A 21,824-nucleotide genomic window follows, 5' to 3' on the forward strand; every position below is an offset into this window, starting at 1 on the left:
GCGCCGATCCGGGCCCCCGTCCCGCGCCGCTTTACCTGCGTCCGGCCGACGCGGCCCCCGCGCGCGAGGCGCCGCCCCTGATCCTGCCGTGACCCCCGACCGGCTTGCCGCGCTGCACGCCCGCTGCTTCACCCGCCCCCGGCCGTGGAGCGCGGCCGAGTTCGCCGCCCTGCTGGACAGCCCCCATGCCTTCCTGCTGACCCGCGCCCGAGGCTTCCTGCTGGGCCGCACTGTTGCGGACGAGGCGGAACTGCTGACCCTTGCCGTCGCGCCCGAGACTCGGCGCCGCGGCACGGCCCGCGACCTGGTGGGCGAATTTGCCGCCACGTCACGGAGGCGCGGCGCATCCCTGGCCTTTCTGGAGGTCGCGGCGGACAATGCGCCTGCCCAGGCGCTGTATCGCGCGACGGGCTGGCGCGAGTCGGGGCGCAGGCGGCGCTATTACGGCCCCGACCTGGACGCCATCGTCATGACGCTGCCACTGGAAGCGGGTCAAGAAGGCGGTTGACCGCCTACAACCGTTGCGCCCTAATCGCCCCATCACGCGGGCGGCTTGAATCGCCCGGCACAACAGGATGAGGTTTCCTTATGTCCCTGACGAAAACGCTTCTGGCGGGCGTGGCGCTGACGGCTCTGACGGGCACCGCTGCCTTGGCGGAACCGGCGCTGATCTTCGACCTTGGCGGCAAGTTCGACAAGTCCTTCAACGAGGCGGCCTACATGGGCGCGAAACGCTGGGCGGACGAGACCGGGGGCACCTACAAGGAACTGGAAATGCAGTCCGAGGCGCAGCGCGAACAGGCGCTCCGCCGATTGGCCGAAACGGGCGCCAACCCCATCGTGATGACCGGCTTCGCCTTCGGGGACGTGCTGAACCAGGTGGCCCCGGACTATCCGGACACCAAGTTCGCCATCATCGACATGGTCGTGGAACAGCCCAACGTCCAGTCCGTCGTCTTCACCGAGGAACAGGGCAGCTACCTGGCCGGGATCATGGCGGCCATGGCGTCCAAGTCGGGCACCGTGGGCTTCATCGGCGGCATGGACATTCCGCTGATCCACAAGTTCGAATGCGGCTTCGCCCAGGGCTTCAAGGCCGCCAAGCCCGACGGCAAGGTTCTCATCAACTATACCGGCACCACCCCGGCCGCGTGGAACGACCCGGTGAAGGGGGGCGAGCTTGCCAAGGCCCAGATCAGCCAGGGCGCCGACGTGATCTATGCGGCGGCGGGCGGCACCGGCATCGGCATCCTGCAGGCGGCGGCGGACGAAGGCATCCTGTCGGTTGGCGTGGACAGCAACCAGAACCACCTGCATCCGGGCAAGGTGCTGACCTCGATGGTCAAGCGCGTGGACAATGCGGTCTATGACGCCTTCAAGAACGGTGTGGAGCCGGGCGTCAAGGTTCTGGACCTCAAGGCCGAGGGCGTGGATGTCGCCATCGACGACAACAACAAGGCGCTGGTCACCCCCGAGATGCAGGCCGCCGTGGACGAGGCGCGCGCCAAGATCGCCGGGGGCGAGATCGCGGTCCACGACTACATGACCGACAACGCCTGCCCGGTCCAGTAGATGGCCGCGATGATGCAAGGCGGGGGGCGGCTGGAAACGGCCGCCCCTGCGGCGATTGAACTGCGCGGCATCTCCAAGGCCTTCGGGTCCGTGCAGGCCAACCGCGACATCTACCTGCGGGTGGAACGCGGCACGATCCACGGCATCATCGGCGAAAACGGCGCGGGCAAGTCCACGCTGATGTCGATCCTGTATGGCTTCTACAAGCCCGACGCGGGCGAGATCCTGGTGGGCGGGCGGCCCCTGACCATCGCCGACAGCCAGACCGCGATCCGCGCAGGCATCGGCATGGTCTTCCAGCATTTCAAGCTGGTGCAGAACTTCACCGTGCTTGAAAACATCATCCTGGGGGCCGAGGAGGGGCGGCTGCTGCGCCCGTCGCTGTCCAAGGCGCGCGGCGTGTTGCGGCAGTTGGCAAAGGATTACGAACTGAACGTCGATCCCGACGAGGTGGTGGAAAACCTGTCGGTCGGCCACCAGCAGCGGGTGGAAATCCTCAAGGCGCTGTATCGCCAGGCCGACATCCTGATCCTGGACGAGCCGACCGGCGTGCTGACCCCGGCCGAGGCCGACCACCTGTTCCGCATCCTCGAAGGCCTGCGGGCCGAGGGCAAGACGATCATCCTGATCACCCACAAGCTGCGCGAGATCATGGAGATCACCGACACGGTGTCGGTCATGCGCCGGGGCGAGATGGTGGCATCCGTCAAGACCGCCGAGACCAGCCCCGAGCAACTGGCCGAGCTGATGGTGGGCCGCAAGGTGCTGCTGAACGTGCAGAAGGTCCCGGCGACGCCCGGCAAGCCCGTGCTTGAGGTTCGCGGCCTGCGCATGGTCGATGCGGCGGGCGTCGAACGGCTGCGCGGCATCGACCTGGACATCCGCGCGGGCGAGATCCTTGGCGTCGCGGGGGTCAGCGGCAACGGCCAGACGCAACTGCTGGAGATCCTGGGCGGATACCCTGAAAAGGGCAGCACCGTGACGGGGAAGGCCCGCGTGAACGGCACCCCCCTGCCGCTGAGCGGCGCGGGCTGCAACGCCGCCGAGCGCCGCCGCCAGGGGCTGGGCCATATCCCCGAGGACCGGCAGGTCGAGGGCCTGATCATGGACTTCGCCGCCTGGGAGAACGTGGCCTTCGGCTATCACGACGCGCCGGAATACGGGCGCGGCCCGCTGATGGACCGCGATGCGATCCGCCGCGACGCCGAGGGCAAGATCGCCCGCTTCGACGTGCGCCCGCCAAGCTGCGATCTGGCCGCGCGCAACTTTTCCGGCGGCAACCAGCAGAAGATCGTCGTCGCCCGGGAAATCGAGCGCAATCCCGACCTGCTGCTGATCGGCCAGCCGACGCGCGGCGTGGACATCGGCGCCATCGAGTTCATCCACAAGCGCATCGTGGAACTGCGCGACGCGGGCAAGGCGATCCTGCTGGTGTCCGTGGAACTGGACGAGATCATGTCGCTGTCCGACCGCATCGCCGTGATGTTCGACGGCCGCATCATGGGTGAACGCCTGCCCGGCGCCACCACTACGGGCGAACTGGGCCTGCTGATGGCAGGCGTCGATCCCGCCACCGCGCCGACCCGGGACGGGACCTTGCCCGCCCATACCCCTTAGAAGACCCCAAGACCCCTTCGAGTACCGGAATGACCCTGAAAGCGACCTGCCTTTTCTCCGTTCTTCTTCTGGCTGCCGGGTGCAGCGCCATGCCTGCCCCGCGGATGCCAAAGATGAACATCTGGCCCGACGGAGAGGCGCCCGACCGTCTGGTCATGGCGGCCGAGGCCCGTGCCCAGACCCGCGCCCGCAACGCCGACGGCAGTTGGGCCGTGGCCGATCCCGTCCGGGACTCCGACTACGAGGATGACTTCGCCGCGAACTGCGTCACCGACGCGCGCGGCACCGCCTGCGCCGACCACGCCCCGGTGGAAATGCCCGCCGAAGCCGCGACTGCGCCCCAGGTCACGGGCCGCGTGGCCATCGCCTTCGCGACGCTTGCCGACGGCAGCCGCTGCACCGGAGAGGCGCGCCAGGGCCAGACCCGAGCCGAGGAGAACCTGCTTGTCGTGCGCGGCTATCCCGGCGCCGGCGGCGCGGTTCCCCGCGCCCGCAGCCTCGCGCGCATGGCGGGCAACGGGGACGCGATCGCCTGGGACGGGATCGCCGATGCACGAAACTTCCTGGCGCTGTGTCATGGCATGAAAGGCTGACGCATGAACAAGATGCCGAAATGGGCCGATGTGATCCTGACACCCGTGATCTCGCTGGTGCTGGCGATGGCGATTTCGGCGTTTGTGATCCTGGCCATCGGCGAAAGCCCGACCGTGGCGCTGACCACGATGATCGACGGCGCGCTGGGCTCCAGCTACGGCTGGGGCTTCACGCTGTATTACGCGACGAACTTCATCTTCACCGGACTGGCGGTGATGGTCGCCTATCACGCCAGCTTGTTCAACATCGGCGGCGAGGGGCAGGCCGCGATGGGGGGCCTGGGCGTGGCCCTGGTGCTGCTGTCCCTGCCCCTGCCGCACTGGGCGCTGGCCCTGCCCGCCGCCATGATCGGCGCGGCGCTGTTCGGCGCGGCATGGGCGCTGATCCCCGCCTGGCTTCAGGCGAAACGCGGCAGCCATATCGTGATCACCACGATCATGTTCAACTTCATCGCCGCCGCCGCGCTGAACTACATCCTGGTAAACCTGCTGCGCCCGGTGGGCAGCATGGACCCCGCATCGGGCCGCTTCCCCGAGGCCACGCACCTGCCCAAGCTGTCGGACATGGCGCTGGCCCTGGGGTTTGAATGGGGCAAGAACACGCCCGTCAACATCAGCTTCTTCGTGGCGGTGATCGCCTGCGTGCTGGTCTGGCTGCTGATCTGGCGGTCGCGCCTGGGCTTCGAAATCCGCGCCTTCGGCAAATCCGAGCCCGCAGCCCTGTATGCCGGCATCAACCCGGTCCGCATCACCGTGATCGCCATGCTGATCTCGGGCGGGCTTGCGGGCCTGATGGCCATCAACAACGTGATGGGAGAGGCCGAGCGCCTGGTCCTGAACGCCGTCGAAGGCGCGGGCTTCATCGGCATCGCGGTCGCGCTGATGGGCCGCAACCATCCGCTGGGCGTGTTCCTGGCCGCGCTGCTGTTCGGCTTCCTGTATCAGGGCGGCGGTGAACTGGCGCTGTGGACCAGCATCCCGCGCGAGCTGATCATCGTGATCCAGGCGCTGGTGATCCTGTTCACCGGCGCCCTGGACAACATGGTGCGGATGCCGCTGGAACGGATGTTCCTGGCGATGCGGAAAAGAGGCGCATGATGGATCTGAACACCGTCCTGCAAATCCTCGACAGCGCGGTGCGGCTGATGACGCCCCTGCTGCTGGCCTGTCTGGCCGGGCTTTATTCCGAACGCGCGGGCGTCTTCGACATCGGGCTGGAAGGCAAGATGCTGATGGCCGCCTTCAGCGCCGCCACCGTGGCCGCCCTGACCGGCAATGTCTGGCTGGGCGCGATGGCGGGCCTGCTGGGGGCGCTGCTGCTGGCGGCGGTCCACGGCATCGCCTCGATTACCTTCCGGGGCAACCAGTTGATCTCGGGGGTGGCGATCAACTTCCTAGCCTCGGGGCTGACGGTGCTGCTGGGGCAGAAGATCTTCGGCCTGGGCGGGCGCACCCCCAGCCTGACGCCCGGGGCCGAGCTTGAAACGCAGGTCACGCCCTTCCGTGCCTGGCTGTCGGGGACCACGGGCCCGGATACGGCGGCCGCGCTGACCGCCACCCCGCGCTTCGGCGAGATCACCCTGCCGCTGGCCGAAACCCTGCGCGGCGTCCCCGTGATCGGCCCCCTTTATGCCGAGGTGATCTCGGGCCACACGATCCTGGTCTATGTGGCCTTCCTGATGGTGCCGCTGACCTGGTGGGTGCTGTATCGCACGCGCTTCGGGCTGCGGCTGCGGGCGGTGGGGGAAAACCCGGCCTCGGTCGATACAGCGGGCGTGTCGGTCACGCGGCTGCGCTTTGCCGCCGTGGCGATCGCCGGGCTGCTCTGCGGGTTGGCGGGCGCCTATCTGGCGACCGGGCTGTCGGCGGGCTTTGTCAAGGAAATGACCGCCGGGCGCGGCTTCATCGCCCTGGCCGCGCTGATCTTTGCCAAGTGGCGGCCATGGGGGGCGCTTGGCGCGACCTTCCTGTTCGGCCTGCTGGAGGCCGTCGCCAACCGCTATCCGAACCTGGACCTGGGCGTGATCACCGTGCCGTCCATGTTCATGAACGCCCTGCCCTATATCCTGACGGTCATCATCCTTGCGGGCTTCGTGGGCCGCGCCATCCCGCCTCGCGCCGGAGGAGAACCCTATGTCAAGGAGCGTTGAGCTTGCCCGCCTGATCCGCGACCGCGCCGGCGAGGCCGCGCCGGAATACGGGTTGATTCTGGGGTCCGGCCTCGGGCACCTGTCGGGCACGGTCGACGGCGTGGCGATCCCCTATGACGACCTGCCGGGCTTTCCCCATGCGGGCGTGTCGGGCCATGTCCCGCAACTGGTAATCGGCCAGCTTGAAGGTCGCCGCGTCGCTGTGTTCGGCGGACGGTCGCATTATTACGAATCCGGCCGCGCCGACGCCATGCGCCTGCCGCTGGAGGTGCTGGCGGCGCTTGGCTGCAAGAAACTGATCCTGACCAATGCCGCCGGATCGCTGCGCCCCGACATCCCGCCGGGCGGGCTGATGCTGCTGGAGGACCATATCGCCTTCGCCGGCACCAACCCCCTGATCGGAGAGGCGACCGACGCCCGCTTCGTGCCGATGACGGATGCCCATGACGCGGCCATGCGCGCCGCCCTGAAGGCTGCCGCGCTGACGGAAGGCATCGACCTGCCGCAAGGCGTTTACTGCTGGTTCTCCGGCCCCAGCTTCGAAACCCCTGCCGAAATCCGCGCCGCCAGGATCCTCGGCGCCGATGCCGTGGGCATGTCCACGGTGCCCGAGATCATCTTGGCCCGCTTCCTGGGCCTGCGCTGCGCCGCGATCTCGGTCATCACCAACATGGGCGCGGGCCTGTCGGACGAATCCATCAGCCACGACCACACCAAGGCCATGGCCCCCCTGGGCGCCGCCAAGCTGGAACGCATCCTACGCCGCTTCCTGCGGGACGCCTGAGAGGGGCGCACGCCCTAGTGCGCCATCAGCTTGTCCAGGGCACCCGGCTTGTCGTGCAGGGCAAGCCGGTCCACGATCGTCTCGGACGCTTGGTTCATGCCGACGATCCCGACCTCGGCCCCCGCGCGGCGGAACTTCAGCACCGCCATGTCCAGCGCCAGCACGGACGAGATGTCCCAGATATGCGCGCCGAACACGTCGATCACTACGTGCCGGGGCACGTCGCGGAAGTCGAAGGCCGCCGTGAAATCCTCGACCGAGCCATAGAACAACTGCCCTTCCACGCGGTAGGTCAGGGTGCTTCCGTCGGCCGACCGTTCCGACGTGACGCGGAACAGTTGCGCGATCTTGGCGGCGAAGAAGATGCCCGACAGCAGCACCCCCGCCAGCACCCCGATGGCGAGATTGTGGGTCCAGACGACCGCCACCACCGTCGCCAGCATCACGACGGACGAGGAACGCGGATGCGTGCGCAGCGACCGGATCGAGACCCAGGAAAAGGTGCTGACCGACACCATGATCATGATCGCCACCAGCGCGGGCATCGGGATCAGCCCTACCCACGGCCCCAGGAAGACGCAGAAGACCAGCAGCATCACGCCCGCGAAGAAGCAGGACAGCCGCCCGCGCCCGCCGGATTTGACGTTGATCATGCTCTGCCCGATCATCGCGCAGCCCGCCATGCCGCCGATAAAGCCGGTGGCCGCATTGGCCAGCCCCTGCCCGATGCATTCCTGGTTGCGGCTGGTTCGCGTATCGGTCAGCTCATCCACAAGGTTCTGGGTCATCAGGCTTTCCAGAAGCCCCACCACGGCCACGGCCATGGCATAGGGAAAGATGATCCCCAGCGTCTCGAACGACAGCGGCACCTGCGGGATCAGGAAGACCGGCAGCGTGTCGGGCAGCGCGCCCATGTCGGCCACGGTCCGCACGTCCCAGCCTAAGGCCAGCGTCAGCGCGGTCAGCACGACGATGGTGACCAGCGGCGACGGGATCGCGCGGGTGATGCGCGGGAACAGGTAGAGGATCGCAAGCCCCGCCCCGGTCAGCACATAGGTCAGGGGCGTGACGCGGGCCGGGTCCAGCTCCGGCAGTTGCGCCAGGAAGATCAGGATCGCCAGGGCATTCACGAAGCCCGTCATCACCGATTTCGAGACATAGCGCATCACGAAGCCCAGCCGCAAAAGCCCCATGCCGATCTGCAGCAGGCCCGCAAGGACCGTGGCGGCCAGCAGGTATTGCAGCCCGTGGTCGCGCACCAGCGTCACCATCAGCACCGCCGTCGCGGCGGTCGCGGCCGAGATCATGCCCGGCCGCCCGCCCGCGATGGCGGTGATCACGGCGATGGAAAAGCTGGCGTAAAGTCCGACCTTGGGGTCCACGCCCGCGATGATGGAAAAGGCGATGGCCTCGGGGATCAGCGCAAGCGCCACCACAAGGCCCGACAGCAGGTCGCGGCGGACATTGCCCAGCCATTGCTGCTTGTAGAGAGTCCAGGAAAGCATGTCTTCGGTCCTGACCGGCGCTGGGTCGCGCCGGAATCCGCAAGGGGTTTTTGTTCAGGTTGTCCGGCGGATCGGCGGCCGGAAGAGCCACCCGGGGATCGCACCCGGGTCCATGTTCGCTGCCCGCGTGATAAGCGGCCCGGACGCGGACCGCAACCCGCTAGGGCACCAGCCGGGCCAAGGCCGCCTCGACCTGCCCCGCCGCCCTGTCCAGGTCGCGCAGGTCGTCCAGGGCGACGACACCCTTCTCTCCCGCCGCGTAGCGCAGCCGGTGCTTGAGATAGCGCGGGTCGTAATGGTCGCGCAGAAGCCCCTCGGCCAGACCGCGCCAGTCGCGTGCGGCGACGGCGGTGTTCCACGCCTCGACCCGCTCGGCCGGGTGCAGGCGCGACAGGGCCGCCACGATCGCCTCGACCCGTGCGGGGTCGTCCACCATGTCGTCATAGGTGGCGGCGGTATAGGCGGCGCGGGCCGCGACCGGCACGTCCAGCCGCAGCCGGGGCGCGGCGCAGATCGCCTGCCACATGGCCTTGGGCACGGTCAGGTCGCCGATGCGGCTGCTCTCGGCCTCGACCAGGACGGGGCGCGCGGGATCCAGCGACTCCAGCGCCAGGGCCAGCCGCCCTTCGAACATCTTCTGGCTGGGCTGGCCCTCGGCATGGCCGCCGAACAGGCTGCCGCGATGATTGGCGAGGCCTTCCAGGTCGATCACCTGCCAGCCGCGCGCGGCCAGGCGCCCCAGGATCGCGGTCTTGGCGCTGCCGGTATTGCCGTCCAGGACCATGACGGGCGAGGCGACGGCCCGGTTCTGTACCCGGTCCACCACAAGCGCCCGCCAGGCCTTGTAGCCGCCTTCGACCCGGTCCACCCGCCATCCGATCTGGGACAGGATGGTCGTAAAGCTGCCCGACCGCTGCCCCCCCCGCCAGCAATAGACCAGCCCGCGCCAGCTTCCGTCGCGATCCGCCAGCGGGCCGGCGATGTGGCGCGCGGCATTGGCCGCGACCAAGGCCCCGCCCAGCTTGCGCGCGTCGAAGGGGGAAACCTGCTTGTAGATCGTGCCGACCCGCGTGCGTTCCTCGTCGCTCAGGACCGGCAGGTTGATCGCCCCGGGCAGGTGATCCTCGGCGTATTCCGAGGGCGAGCGCACGTCGATGATGTCGTCGAACCCCGCAAGCGCGGGGTCCGCCACGCGCGAAAGCGTCAGCGCCAAGTCAGTAGACGTAGACCGGCGTCCCGATGGGCACCTGGTCATACAGCGCCATCACCGCCTCGTTGCGCATCCGCAGGCAGCCGTTGGACACGGCGCGGCCGATGGACCCCGGCTCGGTCGTGCCATGGATGCGGATCGCGGTGTCCTGGCCCTGCGCGTTATAAAGATACAGCGCCCGTGCGCCCAGCGGGTTCTGCGGGCCGCCGGGCATCCCGTCGGCCCATTTGCCGTATTGCTGCGGCTTGCGCTTGATCATCTCGGGCGTGGGGGTCCAGGACGGCCATTCGACCTTGCGGCCCACGGTGGCGCGGCCCTTCCAGACCAGTTCGGCCGTGCCCACGGCGACGCCGTAGCGGACAGCCCGGCCCGGCGCCACGACGTGGTACAGGAAGAAGTCCTTGCTGACCACGACGATGCTGCCGACCTCGAAGTCGTTGCGGATCGCGACCTCGGTCGGGGCATAGGGATCGCGTGCGGCCTGCTGCGGGGCAGCCTCTTGCGAGAAGGCCAGCGACGGGGCGAAATAGGCGGCGGCCATCAGCGGCACGGCCAGCGACATCAGCTCACGGCGGTTCATGGTGATCCTGTCAATCTCGTGTTCTTCTGCTCTGTCCTGCCCATAACAAGGGACAGGCTGCCCATGCAACTCACGAGGGCGTTTCGCGTTCACTTTGACCTTGACCAAGGGGTGCGGGGGGCACATCTGCTAGGCATGGCCCCGACCCCGCGCCTCTGCTGCACCGGACGGCGCCGCCCCCTGCGGCGGCCTGCGCATCTGTGCCGGGGCCGGGGGGACCGGGCCTGCCGCTGCCACCAGGACGCGCGCCCGGTCGTTGCCCGTCCCCGCCTTGCGCCCCGCCTTGATCCTCGGGCCCTGATCGCCGCGTTCCTTCCACGGCAGGCGCCCCTGCGCCCGCAGGCGCCGCCCCGTTTCCTGAAGCCGTCCTGCACCCCATGCACGATCTCGGGAAACCATCATGACCGTTCAATCCGCTGACTTGCCCGTCCCGGGCCATCCGTCCGACCTGACCACCACCCGCCTGACCATCGAGGGGATGAGCTGCGCCGCCTGTTCGGGCCGCGTGACGCGCGCCCTGTCCACGCGCCCCGGCGTGGCCGATGCGCAGGTGAACCTGCTGGCGGGCACCGCCAGCATCCGGCACGCCCCCCATCTTTCGCCCGACGACCTGGCCGGGATCGTCACCCGGCTTGGCTATCCCGCCGTGGTCGAGCAGGACGCCGTCCCCGTCGCCAGGGAAGACGAGGCGGCCACCCTGAAACGCGCCTTCCTGCTGGCCCTTGTCCTGACCCTGCCGGTCTTCGTGGCGGAAATGGGCGGGCATCTGGTCCCTGCCTTCCACCACTGGCTGCACGCGCAGGTCGGGGCGGCCGCCTTGCTGTGGGCGCAGATGATCCTCACCGCCCTTGTCCTGGCCGGTCCGGGACGACGGTTCTTCGCCACCGGCATCCCTGCCCTGCTGCGCGGCGGACCCGAGATGAACAGCCTTGTCGCGCTGGGATCGGGGGCGGCGTTCCTGTATTCGGCGGCCGTGGTGCTGACACCTGGCCTGATCCCGCCCGCCTCGCGCCATGTCTATTTCGAGGCTGCGGCGGTCATCGTCACCCTGATCCTGATGGGCCGCTGGCTGGAAGCCCGCGCCAAGGGCCGGGCGGGCGCCGCGATCCGCGCCCTGATCGAGCTTGCCCCCGACCATGCCACCGCCCTGCGCGACGGCAAGCCCGTGCCGGTGGCCGTCGCAGACCTGAAGCGGGGTGACCTGGTGCTGCTGGCACCGGGCGAACGCGTGGCCGTCGATGGGGTCGTGACCGAGGGCCAGGGCCATGTCGACGAATCCATGCTGACCGGAGAGCCGGTGCCCGCCCCCAAGTCCCCCGGCGATCCCGTCACGGGCGGCACGGTGAACGGCCCCGCCGCGCTTGCCTACCGCGTCACGGCCACGGGGGCTGCGACCACGCTGTCCCGCATCGTCCGCATGGTCGAAGGCGCGCAGAACGCCCGCCTGCCGGTGCAGGCCCTGGTGGACCGCATCACCCGCATCTTCGTGCCCGTCGTGATCGGGCTGGCGGCGCTGACCTTCCTGATCTGGCTGGTCCTTGGCCCCGACCTCGCCCATGCGGTCGTGGCAGCCGTGGCGGTGCTGATCATCGCCTGCCCCTGCGCCATGGGGCTGGCGGTTCCCGTGTCCATCATGGTGGGCACCGGGCGGGGCGCACAGCTGGGCGTGCTGTTCCGCCGGGGCGAGGCCCTGCAGCGCCTGTCGAATGCCCGCCTGATCGCCTTCGACAAGACCGGGACGCTAACACGCGGCCGACCCGAACTGGTCCAGATCCATGCTGACGGCATCGCCGAGGAGGATGCCCTGCGCCTTGCCGCGGCCGCCGAGGCGCGGTCGGAGCATCCACTTGGCGCCGCCATCGTCGCCGGGGCCGTGGCGCGCGGGCTTGACCTGCCGCCCGCGCAGGACGTGAAGGCCGCCGCCGGGCGCGGGCTTTCGGGTCTGGTCGAAGGTCGGCGCCTGCTGATCGGCAACCTGGCCGCCCTGTCCGAGGCCGGGATCGCCGCCTCGCCCCCCCTGCGGGCCGCAGCCGAGGCGGATGCCGGCCAAGGCGCGACCCCGGTGCACCTGGCCGTCGATGGCCGCCATGTCGCAAGCTTCGCCTTGGCCGACAGGGTCCGGGACGAGGCGCCCGAGACGGTCGCCACCCTGCACCGCATGGGGCTGGAAACGGCGCTGCTGTCGGGCGACATCCCTGCCACGGCCGACGCGGTGGGCAGGCGGCTGGGGATCGACGCCGTGCAGGCCGGCCTGCTGCCCGGCGACAAGCTGGCCGCGATCCGCGACATGGGCGGAGGTTCGGTCTTCGTGGGCGACGGCATCAACGACGCCCCGGCGCTGGCTGCGGCGGAAACCGGCATCGCCATCGGCACGGGCACGGGCATCGCCATCGAATCGGCCGATCTGGTGCTGATGGGCGGCGATCTGGGCGGGGTGCCGCGCGCGATCCGGCTGTCGCGCGCCGTGATGCGCAACATCCGGCAGAACCTGTTCTGGGCCTTCGCCTACAACACGGCGCTGATCCCCGTCGCGATGGGCGTTCTGGTGCCCTTCGGCGGGCCGCAGCTGTCGCCCATGCTGGGGGCGGGGGCCATGGCGCTGTCGTCGGTCTTCGTGGTTAGCAATGCGCTGCGCCTGCGGACCGTGCGGTGATCGCCCGCCGCGCCCTTCTGGCGGCGGCGGGGGCGTTGGCCCTGGCCGGGGCGGGCAAGTCCCGCCCGCGCGTCCTGGCCTTCGGCGACAGCCTGTTCGCGGGCTATGGCCTGCGGCGTGGCGAAGGGATGGTGCCGCAGTTGCAAGCCTGGCTCGACCAGGACGGGACGCCCGCGACGGTCATCCCGGCGGCCCTGTCGGGTGACACCACCTATGGCGGGCGGGTCCGCATCGGCCCCTCGCTGCGCCGACACCGGCCCGATGCCGTCATCGTCGCGCTTGGCGGCAACGACATGCTGCTGGGCTGGTCCGCCGCGCGGGCCGAGGCGATCCTGGCGCGAGCAGGCATGGGGGGTCGGCCGCTGCTGCTGGTGGGCCTGAACCCCGTTCCCGGAAAGACCGCCTGGCGGCAGGCCTGGCGCGCCCTCTGGCCACGCCTGGCCGACCGCCACGGTGCCGTCCTGCTGCCCAGCCTTTACGCGCCGATCGCCGCCCTGCCGAAGGCCCGGCATCGCGACTATCTTCTGCCGGACGGCGTGCATCTGAACGCCGCAGGCATCCGGCTGATGGTTGCGGCGCTGGGCCCGAAAGTCAGGCAGATGCTGGGCTAGTGGGACTGGTGATCCGCATGGCCGCCGGCGCCATCGGCGCGGTCGTTGTCCAGCACCGCATCGACCTGCCGGGTGCCGCAGTCGCCGAAATCCAGCACCAGCGCGACCGTGTCGCCATCTGACAGGGGCTTTGCCAGCCCCATCAGCATGACATGATCCCCGCCGCGCGCCAGCGCATGGTCGCCGCCCGCCGGTACCGCGATACCGCCCTCGATCTTGTGCATCTTCATGACGCCGTCCACCTCGGAATGGGTGTGCAGTTCAACCAGTTCGGCGGCGTCAGAGGACGCGCCGGTCAGGCGGCATTCGGCGTCGCGGTCGTTCTGGACAACCATGAAGGCGGCGGCGGTCTTCGAATTGGCGCTGCGCACATAGGCGTCGCGGATCGTCAGCCCGTCCTGCGCGAAGGCGGCGGCAGGCGTTACGACCGCCAGAGCGGCCAAGGTCATGCGGATCATGGTCATCGCGTCCCTTTACATCAAAGATCTGCCCGGAAAGGGCATCACGAAAATCGACGCGACCTTTCCTGAAGAACCACCGAAAGGCAACACACATGCAAAAGCCCCGCCGCAGGAACGACGGGGCATATTGCCGCAGAGCGGGATTCCGATCAGGCCTGGGGAGCGTCCGCCTTGGCGATCTCGCGCTTGATCTTCAGCGCGCGGTCCGACAGCTCGCTGTCCTTGGCCTTGGCCAGGAAGGCGTCCAGACCGCCACGGTGATCCACCGAACGCAGCGCCGCGGCCGAGATGCGCAGCGAGTAGCTGCGGCCCAGCGAGTCGGACAGCAGCGTGACCTCGTTCAGGTTCGGCAGGAACCGGCGACGGGTCTTGTTGTTGGCGTGGCTGACATTGTTACCGGTCATCGGGCCTTTGCCGGTCAGTTCGCAGACGCGCGACATGGTGTTGATCCTTCGTCTTTGCTATGCGGGCGGCCCCGGCGAAAGGTTCCGGCCCAATGTGAAAGGGCGCCGCGAGGCAGCGCCCGGAAATCCGTTTGCGCGTCCCTAATGGAACCGGGCTACCGCGTCAACCCGAATCAAGCATAACCGCGCTCGATCCCGATCAGCTTTTCCTTGCGCCACAGCCCCCCGGCATAGCCGGTCAGGGTGCCGTCGGCGCCGATCACGCGGTGGCACGGCACGACAAGGGCGATGCGGTTGGTGGCATTGGCCCGCGCCACGGCCCGGACCGCCGCGGGCCTGCCGATCGCCGCCGCAAGCTGCAGATAGCTGCGCGTCTGCCCGGCGGGGATCGTCTGCAAGGCGCGCCAGACCTGCTGCTGGAAAGGGGTGCCGTGCAGAACCACCGGCACGTCCAGAAGCGGGGCTTTGCCTGCGAAATACGCGCCAAGCCGGGCCTCGGTCAGGTCGTGGACCCCCGTGCGGCCGAGGCCCACGCGCCCGCCGACATGGGCGGACAGGCGGCGCAGCCCTTCGGGCAGGGCCTTGCGGTCGATGAATTCCAGCAGATGCAGCGCCTGGTCGTCGGCGATGGCGATCATGCCGCCCAAGGGCGTGTCGATCCAGTCGGCCAGCAGGTCGGACCCTTGCCGCAGCCGGTGAGGCGGATGGCCGAACAGCCGCGCAAAGGCCGTCCGGAACCCCGAGGCCGAGTCAAAGCCCGCATCCAGTTGCGCGTCGATCATGGCCGATCCTTTCGCCAGGCTGGCCATGCCGCCGCGCAGCCGCGCCGCGCGGGCCATGTCCAGGAAGCTTTGTCCGAAGTGGCGCTTGAACGCGCGCCGCACGGTCGAGGGGTCGTGACCCAGCGCCAGCAGGTCGGCCTCGGACCAGCGGCGGTCGGGTTGGGCTTCAAGCCGGGCCATCAGGTCGCGAACCAGCGGATCGCCTTCGGCCATAGGGCCAAGCGGATGGCAGCGCCGGCAGGGGCGGAAACCGGCGGCCTGCGCTGCCACGGCCGAGGCGAACCAGCGGCAGTTCCGCGCCAGGGGCTTTCGCGCCGGGCAGGTCAGGCGGCAGAAGATGCCCGTGGTCGTGACACCGACCAGGGCGCGGCCTTCCCAGGCCGGGTCGCGCGCCACAAGGGCCGCGTAAAGCGTTTCGTCGGGGGGCAGGTCCAGCATGTCGTTCACCTTCTCCATGCCCTAGACCCTAGCCGATTCGCCGCCACCGGGGGCCGCAAAATCGGGCATCTAATTTCCGTGCCGGGACAGCCATGACAGCATGTCCCGCGCCGCCTCGGCCGGGGCGGTCGCGCCATGGGCCACGGCATCGCCCAGCCGGGCCAGCCGGTCGCGGGCATCAGGAGTATCCAGCCGCGCAAGCAACCCCGCCCGCACGTCGGCTAGAAACCAGTGCCGCGCCTGTTCGGCCCGGTTGGCCGCGAAATGGCCGTTGTCGCGGCGCCATTCCGTCAGCGCCTGCATCTCCTCCCATGCCGTTGCCAGGCCGTCGCCCGTGGCGGCGGATACCGGCAGCGCCTTGGGAAACCCCTGCGGGTCTTGCGGGCGCTTGCGCAGCAGCCGCAGGGCGCCCGCGTAATCCGCCACGGTGCGGCGGGCGGTGCCCAACAGCTCGCCATCGGCCTTGTTGACCAGGATCAGGTCGGCCATCTCCATGATGCCGCGCTTGACGCCCTGCAACTCGTCCCCGCCCGCCGGCGCCAGCAGCAGCACGAACAGGTCGCACATCTCGGCCACAAGGGTTTCGGACTGGCCGACGCCCACCGTCTCGATCAGCACGATGTCGAAGCCCGCCGCTTCGCACAGCCGGATCGCCTCGCGCGTGCGGCGCGCGACGCCGCCAAGCTGGGCATTGGACGGCGTGGGCCGGATAAAGGCCATGGGGTTCCTGGACAGCGTCTCCATCCGCGTCTTGTCGCCCAGAATCGACCCGCCCGAGCGCGCGGACGAGGGATCGACTGCCAGAACGGCGACGCGTAGGCCCCTTTCGGTCAGCATCGTCCCGAACGCCTCGATAAAGGTGGACTTGCCGACGCCGGGGGTGCCCGACAGGCCGATCCGAAGCGCCTGCCGGTCGGGCAGATCCGCCAGCAACGCCACGGCGCGGGCGCGATGATCGGGCCGCGTCGATTCGATCAGCGTGATCGCCCGCGACAGGGCGCGGCGGTCCTTGGCGACCAACGGTTCCAGAAGCTCGTCCATGGGCAAAGGGATAGGGGGCGGGACGGCGATTGCCAAGCCGTCGCGCGGGGCCGATAAGGGGGCCATGACCCGCCTTCTTGCCGCCCTTGCCCTGGTGCTGACCGCCCTGCCCCTCGCCGCCGAACCCTTGCGGCTGCTGATGGTGGAAAAGAAGGACTGCATTTATTGCGCCGCCTGGGACCGCGCCATCGGGCCGGGCTATGCGGCCTCGGATGCGGGACAGGCCGCGCCCCTGACGCGGGTGGACATCCACGGCCCCTACCCTGACGGCCTGGCCCTGGCGCGGCGGCCCTTTGTCACGCCCACCTTCATCCTGCTGGACGGGGGTTTCGAGGTCGGTCGCCTGGAAGGCCACATGACGGCCGCGCAGTTCTATCCCGCGCTGAACGCCCTGCTGGACCAAGCACGATGAGCGGGCTTCCGCACGGGCCGCGCATGGGCTAGGCAGCGGCCAGCATTCTCAGCGACGGTGACGATCATGCATGACATCCGTGCCATACGGGACAACCCCGCAGCCTTTGACGCGGCGCTTTCGCGGCGCGGCCTTGCGCCCTTGTCGGATCGCGTCCTGTCGCTGGACGCCGACCGCCGCGCCCGCATCGTCGCCGCTGAAACGGCCCAGGCCGACCAGAACCGCGCCAGCAAGGAGGTCGGCGCCGCCAAGGCGCGCGGCGACGACGCCGAGTTCGAGCGGCTGCGAACCCTGGTGGCCGAGAAGAAGGCCGACGTGGCGCGGATGCAGGCCGAGGCATCGCTGCTGGACGGCCGGTTGCGCGACATGCTGATGGAGATCCCGAACCTGCCGCTGGACCACGTGCCCGACGGCCGCGACGAGAACGACAATGTCGAGCTGCGCCGCTGGGGCAACCCGCGCACCTTCGACTTCACCCCTGTGGAGCATTTCGAGATCGCGGCCGTCAAGCCCGGCATGGACTTCGAGACCGCGGCCAAGCTGTCGGGCAGCCGCTTCGTGGTGCTGAAGGGTGGCGTCGCCCGCATCCACCGCGCTCTGGCGCAGTTCATGCTGGACCTGCATGTGACCCGCCACGAGTTGCAGGAAACCTGGACCCCCGTGCTGGTGCTGGAAGACATGATGGTCGGCACCGGGCAACTGCCGAAGTTCGGCGAGGACAGCTATCTGACCCGCGAAGGCTACTGGCTGATCCCCACGTCCGAGGTGACGCTGACCAACACCGTCCACGGCGATCTGGTCGATCACGCCTCGCTGCCCCGCCGCATGGTGGCGCATTCCCAGTGCTTCCGGTCCGAGGCCGGCAGCGCGGGCCGGGACACGACGGGGATGCTGCGCCAGCACCAGTTCGAGAAGGTCGAGATGGTCTCGATCACCGACGCCGACACGGGCGTGGCCGAACACGACCGCATGACCCGCTGCGCCGAGGCCGTGCTGGAGGCGCTGGAGCTTCCCTATCGCACCATCGTGCTCTGCACCGGCGACATGGGCTTCGGGGCGCGCATCACCCATGACCTCGAGGTCTGGCTTCCCGGCCAGGACAAGTACCGCGAGATCAGCAGCGTCAGCTATTGCGGCGACTTCCAGGCGCGGCGGATGAACGCCCGCTATCGGTCGGACAAGACCGGCAAGCCGGAATTCGTCCATACGCTGAACGGATCGGGCCTGGCCGTGGGACGCACGCTGATCGCGGTGCTGGAAAACGGCCAGCAAGCCGACGGGTCGGTGATCCTGCCCGCCGCGCTGCATCCTTATCTGGGCGGCGCGACGCGCCTGACGGCGGACGGCAGGCTGTCCTGACCACGACTGCGTGAAAAGGCGATTGCGGACGGCAGGCCCGAAACTGGGCCCTGCCGCCGGACGTTGGCACGCATGGCGCGCATGGCAGAGATCCTCTACCTGGGTTCGGTGACGGTCTTCGTCGCCAGCGGAGCCGTGCTTGCAACGATGGGCCACCCCGCTGCCCAGATCGCAGCCCCGATCCTGGCCGGATCGGCGCCCGGCGGTTCGCTGGGGCTTTCGACGGTCCTGCCGGTCGCCACTTTGCCGCAGCTTTACGTGCAGCCGCAGAATCTGCTGATGTGGGCGCTGCTGGTTGCCCTGTGGTCGCTGCTGCTGGCGGATGCCATCGTCCAGTACCTGTCCCCCACCGACCATGGCCGCAACCCTGCCTGGCTGCCGCTGAGCCTTGCGCTGCTGGGCGGCGCGGTCTGGCCGTGGCTTGTAGGCATCCACAAGCCCCTGGCGACCTTGGGCGCGTTGCTGATGCTGACGGCGGCGCTGTCTGGCGCCATCCGGGCGCGCGGCCAGTTCCGCCCCGCCACCGCCTTCATGGCGGGATGGAGCCTGGCGCTGGGCACCGCGACGCTGGCCACGCTAATCGGCGCGCCCCTAGCGCTGACGACCCCCCAGACCGCGATCCTGGCGATCCTGCCGGGTGCGGTGATCGGCATGATCACGCAGGAACGGCTGGACGGGGCGCTGGGCTTTTCGCTGGCGATGATCTGGGCCTTCTGCGCCGTGGCCATCTCTACCATGGGCAGCAATCCCGAGGTCGCGCTGGCGGCGATCATCGGCATATCGGGCATGGGCGTCGTGCTGGTGCGCGCCGCCACCTGAAGGGCGACGCGCCGCGCCGCGACCCTCAGCCTTCCTTGGGCTTCTGCCGGTTCTTGTGCTTGGACAGCGCGCCCGACTGGCTGATCTTGTTTGCCTTGGCCTTGTAGGGGTTGTCGGCCCCCTGGTCGCGGAAGAACAGCCGGATGGGCGTGCCCGGCATGTCGAAGTCGGCCCGCAGCCCGTTCACCAGATAACGCTGATAGCTTTCGGGCAGCTTGTCGGTGTGGGTTGCCTTGACGACAAAGGCGGGCGGCCGGGTCTTCACCTGCGTCATGTAGCGCAGCCGGATCCGTCGGCCACCCGGCGCGGGGGGCGGATGGCTTTCAGTCATCGCGCTCAACCACTGGTTCAGCCGCGCGGTGGAAATTCGGCGGTTCCAGACCTCGTGCGCCTTCAGGATCGCGGCGTGCAGGCGGTCCAGCCCCTTGCCGGTGCGGGCCGAGACCGTAACCAGGGGCGCGCCCTTCAACTGCGGCAGCAGCTTTTCGAAGTTCGCCCGCAGTTCGTTCAGCTTGTGGGGCTTGTCGTCCTCCAGATCCCACTTGTTCGCGGCCACGACGACCGCCCGGCCCTCGGTTTCCGCGAAGTCGGCGATGCGCAGGTCCTGCTGCTCGAAGGGGATGGCGACGTCCAGAAGGACCACCACCACCTCGGCAAAGCGGACGGCGCGCAGGCCATCGGCGACCGACAGCTTTTCCACCTTGTCCGTGACCTTGGCCCGCTTGCGCATTCCCGCCGTGTCGAAGATGCGCATGGGCGTGCCCATGAATTCCGTGCTGACGCTGATCGAATCGCGGGTGATCCCGGCCTCGGGGCCGGTCAGCAGGCGGTCCTCGCCGATGATCTTGTTGATCAGGGTGGACTTGCCCGCATTCGGCCGCCCGATCACCGCCAGTTGCAGCGGACGCGCGGCAGAGGGGCGCCAGTCCTCGGCCCCCTCGCCGGTTTCGGCGTCTTCCTCGGTCAGGTCGATGTCGGTTTCGGCGGCGATGGGCGTGGGGCGTTCGGCCTCGATCTGCTCGGACAGGGGCAGAAGGGCGCGATACAGGTCGTCCATCCCCTCGCCATGTTCCGCCGAAATCCGCAGCGGCTCGCCCAGGCCCAAGGCGTAAGCCTCCATCGCGCCGGATTCGCCCGCCCGTCCCTCGGCCTTGTTGGCGGCGACGATCACGTGCTTCGCGCGGCGGCGCAGGATGTCGGCGAAGTATTCGTCGGCGGCCGTGACGCCCGCGCGGGCGTCGATCACGAACAGGCAGATGTCGGCCTCGTCCACGGCGCGTTCGGTCAGGCGCCGCATCCGGCCTTGCAGGCTGTCGTCCTCGGCGATTTCCAGCCCGGCGCTGTCGATCACGACAAAGCGCAGGTCGCCCAGCCGGGCCGCACCTTCGCGCAGGTCGCGGGTGACGCCCGGTTGGTCATCGACCAAGGCCAGCTTCTTGCCGACAAGGCGGTTGAACAGGGTGGATTTGCCGACATTGGGCCGGCCGACAATGGCGAGTGTGAATGTCATCGGAATGCGTGCAACTGGCCATCGCGCGAGACGACATAGATCGTCTGGCCGGCGACGGCGGGGGCGGCGGCGGCACCGCCGGGGATCTGCGCCTGACCGACCAGGCCGCCGGAATTGGGATCGAACACCCGCATCACGCCGTCCGAGGACACGACGAACAGCCGCCCCCCGGCCAGGACGGGGCCGAAATGGGCAAGGATGCGGTCCTGCCTCTTGATCTTCTGGGTTGTGTAGTAGGGCAGCCCGACGCGCCAGATCGCGCCGCCGGTCGCAGCGTCCAGCCGGATCAGTTCGGCCTGGTCATTCACCGCAAAGACCGACCCGCCCGCCACGACGACCGGGCTGTTGGCCCCGTCGCGCGCCGACCATGCCTCGATCCCGCTGGCAAGATCCACGGCGTTGATGCGACCCGAGGACGTGCCCCCGTAGACCGTATTGCCCGCGATGACCGGATCGCCGGTCACGTCGCGGATGTTGGAAACGGCCCGGCCGATCCGCTGCCCGCCGATCTGCGCGGTCCACAGCGTCGCGCCGGTTTCCCGGTCGGCGGCCAGCAACTGCCCGGATGCGAAGGGAAAGACCACCGTGTTGCCCTGGATGGCCGGAACCGACACCCCCATCACCCCCGCGGTCGAGGGCGTGCCCGAGGTCTGCCACAGCACCTTGCCGTCGGCGGCGCGCACCGCCCAGCCGATGTCGTTGCGGCCCAGGACATAGACCACGCCGTTCTGAACCGCCGGGCCGCCGCCGATGGGCGCATCGACGCGCTGGCGCCACAACACCCGCCCCGAGGCCGCGTCAAGCGCCACAAGCTCGCCGAAGCCGCTGGTGACATAGACGCGCCCGGCCTCGTAGGCGATGCCGCCGCCCGACACGCTGTCGCGCGTTTCCAGGGCCGGGGCGATGTCGCTGGTCCAGGCGGTGGCCCCGCCCGTGGTGGTGGCGGTGACGCGGGTCCGGCTGTCCAGCGTGAAGACCAGCTCGCCGCCCACGACGGGATCGGCGCTGATGCGGTGGCGCTTGTCGCTGCCCTGCCCGATCGCGGCGGTCCAGATGCGGCCGGTCCCGGCGCCCACGGCCAGATGCCCCGGCTGATGCGCGGCATTGCCCGCGCGATGCGTCCATTCGCCGTTCGTCACGGGCGCCGCCAGCGACAGCACGGTCGAGGAAACCGGCGCCGGACCCTCGATGGCGGGACCGTCGGGCGAGGTCACGGCCAGCGGGTCCAGCCGCTGGCCGGGCAGGATCGTCTCTCTCTCGCCGCAGGCCCCCAGGCCCAGCGTGGCCGCCAGGGCCAGGGTCATTCGCAGCGTGGCGGTCATT

General features: G+C 69.3%; 21 protein-coding genes and 1 other annotated feature. Of the genes, 12 read left to right on the forward strand and 9 right to left on the reverse strand.

The features are described 5' to 3' along the window. Positions 1–88 precede the first annotated feature (88 nt). From J0F76_RS10205 to J0F76_RS10235, 7 genes are all read left to right on the forward strand, one after another. A complete protein-coding gene (locus J0F76_RS10205; protein ID WP_207468814.1) occupies positions 89–508 on the forward strand; it encodes a GNAT family N-acetyltransferase in 420 nt (139 codons plus the stop codon). Between the two features lie 80 nt (positions 509–588). Further along, positions 589–1,572 (forward strand): BMP family lipoprotein, encoded by a 984-nt coding sequence (locus J0F76_RS10210; protein WP_207468815.1) that lies wholly within the window; start codon positions 589–591, stop codon positions 1,570–1,572. Beyond that, entirely contained in the window at positions 1,573–3,189 is a 1,617-nt protein-coding gene (locus J0F76_RS10215; protein ID WP_377706648.1) for an ABC transporter ATP-binding protein, read from the forward strand. 113 nt (positions 3,190–3,302) lie between these two features. Further along, positions 3,303–3,782 (forward strand): hypothetical protein, encoded by a 480-nt coding sequence (locus tag J0F76_RS10220; RefSeq protein ID WP_207468816.1) that lies wholly within the window; start codon positions 3,303–3,305, stop codon positions 3,780–3,782. 3 nt (positions 3,783–3,785) lie between these two features. Then, positions 3,786–4,880, forward strand: a complete 1,095-nt coding sequence (locus tag J0F76_RS10225; RefSeq protein WP_207468817.1) for an ABC transporter permease — start codon at positions 3,786–3,788, stop codon at positions 4,878–4,880. After that, positions 4,880–5,932: an ABC transporter permease gene (locus tag J0F76_RS10230; RefSeq protein ID WP_207468917.1), complete on the forward strand. Its 1,053-nt coding sequence runs from the start codon at positions 4,880–4,882 to the stop codon at positions 5,930–5,932. The genes J0F76_RS10225 and J0F76_RS10230 overlap by 1 nt, the downstream gene beginning before the upstream one ends. Then, entirely contained in the window at positions 5,916–6,716 is an 801-nt protein-coding gene (locus J0F76_RS10235) for a purine-nucleoside phosphorylase (RefSeq protein WP_207468818.1), read from the forward strand. The genes J0F76_RS10230 and J0F76_RS10235 overlap by 17 nt, the downstream gene beginning before the upstream one ends. A gap of 14 nt (positions 6,717–6,730) precedes the next feature. Here J0F76_RS10235 and J0F76_RS10240 read toward each other — a convergent pair whose 3' ends face one another. The 3 genes from J0F76_RS10240 to J0F76_RS10250 all read right to left on the reverse strand — a co-directional run bounded on the left by J0F76_RS10240 (position 6,731) and on the right by J0F76_RS10250 (position 10,011). Then, a complete protein-coding gene (locus J0F76_RS10240; protein WP_207468819.1) occupies positions 6,731–8,221 on the reverse strand; it encodes a SulP family inorganic anion transporter in 1,491 nt (496 codons plus the stop codon). 57 nt (positions 8,222–8,278) lie between these two features. Further along, positions 8,279–8,336, reverse strand: a sequence feature (sul1 is cis-regulatory element that is thought to sense ions involved in sulfur or methionine metabolism; They are found in Alphaproteobacteria). A gap of 45 nt (positions 8,337–8,381) precedes the next feature. After that, positions 8,382–9,476, reverse strand: coding sequence for a tRNA 2-selenouridine(34) synthase MnmH (gene mnmH, locus J0F76_RS10245; RefSeq protein WP_207468820.1), 1,095 nt, complete (start codon positions 9,474–9,476; stop codon positions 8,382–8,384). After that, positions 9,436–10,011 (reverse strand): L,D-transpeptidase, encoded by a 576-nt coding sequence (locus tag J0F76_RS10250; RefSeq protein ID WP_207468821.1) that lies wholly within the window; start codon positions 10,009–10,011, stop codon positions 9,436–9,438. The genes mnmH and J0F76_RS10250 overlap by 41 nt, the downstream gene beginning before the upstream one ends. 400 nt (positions 10,012–10,411) lie before the next feature. Between J0F76_RS10250 and J0F76_RS10255 the strand changes: the two genes are divergently transcribed. Further along, positions 10,412–12,664 (forward strand): heavy metal translocating P-type ATPase, encoded by a 2,253-nt coding sequence (locus tag J0F76_RS10255; protein WP_207468822.1) that lies wholly within the window; start codon positions 10,412–10,414, stop codon positions 12,662–12,664. After that, positions 12,661–13,275 (forward strand): GDSL-type esterase/lipase family protein, encoded by a 615-nt coding sequence (locus tag J0F76_RS10260; RefSeq protein WP_341351582.1) that lies wholly within the window; start codon positions 12,661–12,663, stop codon positions 13,273–13,275. The genes J0F76_RS10255 and J0F76_RS10260 overlap by 4 nt, the downstream gene beginning before the upstream one ends. Here J0F76_RS10260 and J0F76_RS10265 read toward each other — a convergent pair. From J0F76_RS10265 to meaB, 4 genes are all read right to left on the reverse strand, one after another. Beyond that, positions 13,272–13,739, reverse strand: a complete 468-nt coding sequence (locus J0F76_RS10265) for a copper chaperone PCu(A)C (protein ID WP_242690127.1) — start codon at positions 13,737–13,739, stop codon at positions 13,272–13,274. The genes J0F76_RS10260 and J0F76_RS10265 overlap by 4 nt on opposite strands. Positions 13,740–13,885: 146 nt before the next feature. Continuing rightward, positions 13,886–14,176 carry a 50S ribosomal protein L28 gene (rpmB, locus tag J0F76_RS10270; protein ID WP_207468824.1) on the reverse strand — a complete coding sequence of 97 codons (291 nt, stop codon included), beginning with the start codon at positions 14,174–14,176 and terminating at the stop codon, positions 13,886–13,888. A 137-nt stretch (positions 14,177–14,313) separates the two neighbouring features. Continuing rightward, on the reverse strand, positions 14,314–15,378 hold the full coding sequence (locus J0F76_RS10275) for a bifunctional transcriptional activator/DNA repair enzyme AdaA (protein WP_242690128.1): 1,065 nt from the start codon (positions 15,376–15,378) through the stop codon (positions 14,314–14,316). Positions 15,379–15,429: 51 nt separating this feature from the next. Continuing rightward, positions 15,430–16,401, reverse strand: a complete 972-nt coding sequence (gene meaB, locus J0F76_RS10280) for a methylmalonyl Co-A mutase-associated GTPase MeaB (protein ID WP_207468826.1) — start codon at positions 16,399–16,401, stop codon at positions 15,430–15,432. A 64-nt stretch (positions 16,402–16,465) separates the two neighbouring features. Between meaB and J0F76_RS10285 the strand changes: the two genes are divergently transcribed. The 3 genes from J0F76_RS10285 (at position 16,466) to J0F76_RS10295 (ending at position 18,991) form a co-directional block, all read left to right on the forward strand. Further along, the gene (locus J0F76_RS10285; RefSeq protein ID WP_207468828.1) at positions 16,466–16,813 is read left to right on the forward strand and encodes a thioredoxin domain-containing protein; all 348 of its coding nucleotides are present in this window, start codon (positions 16,466–16,468) and stop codon (positions 16,811–16,813) included. A 66-nt stretch (positions 16,814–16,879) separates the two neighbouring features. Next, positions 16,880–18,172: a serine--tRNA ligase gene (serS, locus tag J0F76_RS10290; protein WP_207468830.1), complete on the forward strand. Its 1,293-nt coding sequence runs from the start codon at positions 16,880–16,882 to the stop codon at positions 18,170–18,172. Between the two features lie 81 nt (positions 18,173–18,253). After that, positions 18,254–18,991: a hypothetical protein gene (locus J0F76_RS10295; RefSeq protein WP_207468831.1), complete on the forward strand. Its 738-nt coding sequence runs from the start codon at positions 18,254–18,256 to the stop codon at positions 18,989–18,991. 25 nt (positions 18,992–19,016) lie between these two features. Here the strand turns inward: J0F76_RS10295 and der are convergent, their stop codons facing one another. Together der and J0F76_RS10305 are read right to left on the reverse strand one after the other, a co-directional pair. Then, positions 19,017–20,501, reverse strand: a complete 1,485-nt coding sequence (gene der / locus J0F76_RS10300; RefSeq protein ID WP_207468833.1) for a ribosome biogenesis GTPase Der — start codon at positions 20,499–20,501, stop codon at positions 19,017–19,019. Further along, positions 20,498–21,823 (reverse strand): PQQ-like beta-propeller repeat protein, encoded by a 1,326-nt coding sequence (locus J0F76_RS10305; protein WP_207468835.1) that lies wholly within the window; start codon positions 21,821–21,823, stop codon positions 20,498–20,500. Before J0F76_RS10305 ends, der begins: the two co-directional genes overlap by 4 nt. Position 21,824 lies beyond the last annotated feature (1 nt).

Source organism: Paracoccus fontiphilus, from assembly GCF_017356265.1.
Lineage (GTDB): Bacteria > Pseudomonadota > Alphaproteobacteria > Rhodobacterales > Rhodobacteraceae > Paracoccus > Paracoccus fontiphilus.

Excerpts from the sequence above, each read along its gene's own strand:
- J0F76_RS10210 (WP_207468815.1), top strand. The coding sequence starts at position 589 with ATGTCCCTGACGAAAACGCTTCTGGCGGGCGTGGCGCTGACGGCTCTG.
- J0F76_RS10215 (WP_377706648.1), top strand. The coding sequence starts at position 1,573 with ATGGCCGCGATGATGCAAGGCGGGGGGCGGCTGGAAACGGCCGCCCCT.
- J0F76_RS10220 (WP_207468816.1), top strand. The coding sequence starts at position 3,303 with ATGAACATCTGGCCCGACGGAGAGGCGCCCGACCGTCTGGTCATGGCG.
- J0F76_RS10225 (WP_207468817.1), top strand. The coding sequence starts at position 3,786 with ATGAACAAGATGCCGAAATGGGCCGATGTGATCCTGACACCCGTGATC.
- J0F76_RS10230 (WP_207468917.1), top strand. The coding sequence starts at position 4,880 with ATGGATCTGAACACCGTCCTGCAAATCCTCGACAGCGCGGTGCGGCTG.
- J0F76_RS10235 (WP_207468818.1), top strand. The coding sequence starts at position 5,916 with ATGTCAAGGAGCGTTGAGCTTGCCCGCCTGATCCGCGACCGCGCCGGC.
- J0F76_RS10240 (WP_207468819.1), bottom strand. The coding sequence starts at position 8,221 with ATGCTTTCCTGGACTCTCTACAAGCAGCAATGGCTGGGCAATGTCCGC.
- mnmH (WP_207468820.1), bottom strand. The coding sequence starts at position 9,476 with ATGACCAGGTGCCCATCGGGACGCCGGTCTACGTCTACTGACTTGGCG.
- J0F76_RS10250 (WP_207468821.1), bottom strand. The coding sequence starts at position 10,011 with ATGAACCGCCGTGAGCTGATGTCGCTGGCCGTGCCGCTGATGGCCGCC.
- J0F76_RS10255 (WP_207468822.1), top strand. The coding sequence starts at position 10,412 with ATGACCGTTCAATCCGCTGACTTGCCCGTCCCGGGCCATCCGTCCGAC.
- J0F76_RS10265 (WP_242690127.1), bottom strand. The coding sequence starts at position 13,739 with ATGACCATGATCCGCATGACCTTGGCCGCTCTGGCGGTCGTAACGCCT.
- rpmB (WP_207468824.1), bottom strand. The coding sequence starts at position 14,176 with ATGTCGCGCGTCTGCGAACTGACCGGCAAAGGCCCGATGACCGGTAAC.
- J0F76_RS10275 (WP_242690128.1), bottom strand. The coding sequence starts at position 15,378 with ATGGAGAAGGTGAACGACATGCTGGACCTGCCCCCCGACGAAACGCTT.
- meaB (WP_207468826.1), bottom strand. The coding sequence starts at position 16,401 with ATGGACGAGCTTCTGGAACCGTTGGTCGCCAAGGACCGCCGCGCCCTG.
- J0F76_RS10285 (WP_207468828.1), top strand. The coding sequence starts at position 16,466 with ATGACCCGCCTTCTTGCCGCCCTTGCCCTGGTGCTGACCGCCCTGCCC.
- serS (WP_207468830.1), top strand. The coding sequence starts at position 16,880 with ATGCATGACATCCGTGCCATACGGGACAACCCCGCAGCCTTTGACGCG.
- J0F76_RS10295 (WP_207468831.1), top strand. The coding sequence starts at position 18,254 with ATGGCAGAGATCCTCTACCTGGGTTCGGTGACGGTCTTCGTCGCCAGC.
- der (WP_207468833.1), bottom strand. The coding sequence starts at position 20,501 with ATGACATTCACACTCGCCATTGTCGGCCGGCCCAATGTCGGCAAATCC.
- J0F76_RS10305 (WP_207468835.1), bottom strand. The coding sequence starts at position 21,823 with ATGACCGCCACGCTGCGAATGACCCTGGCCCTGGCGGCCACGCTGGGC.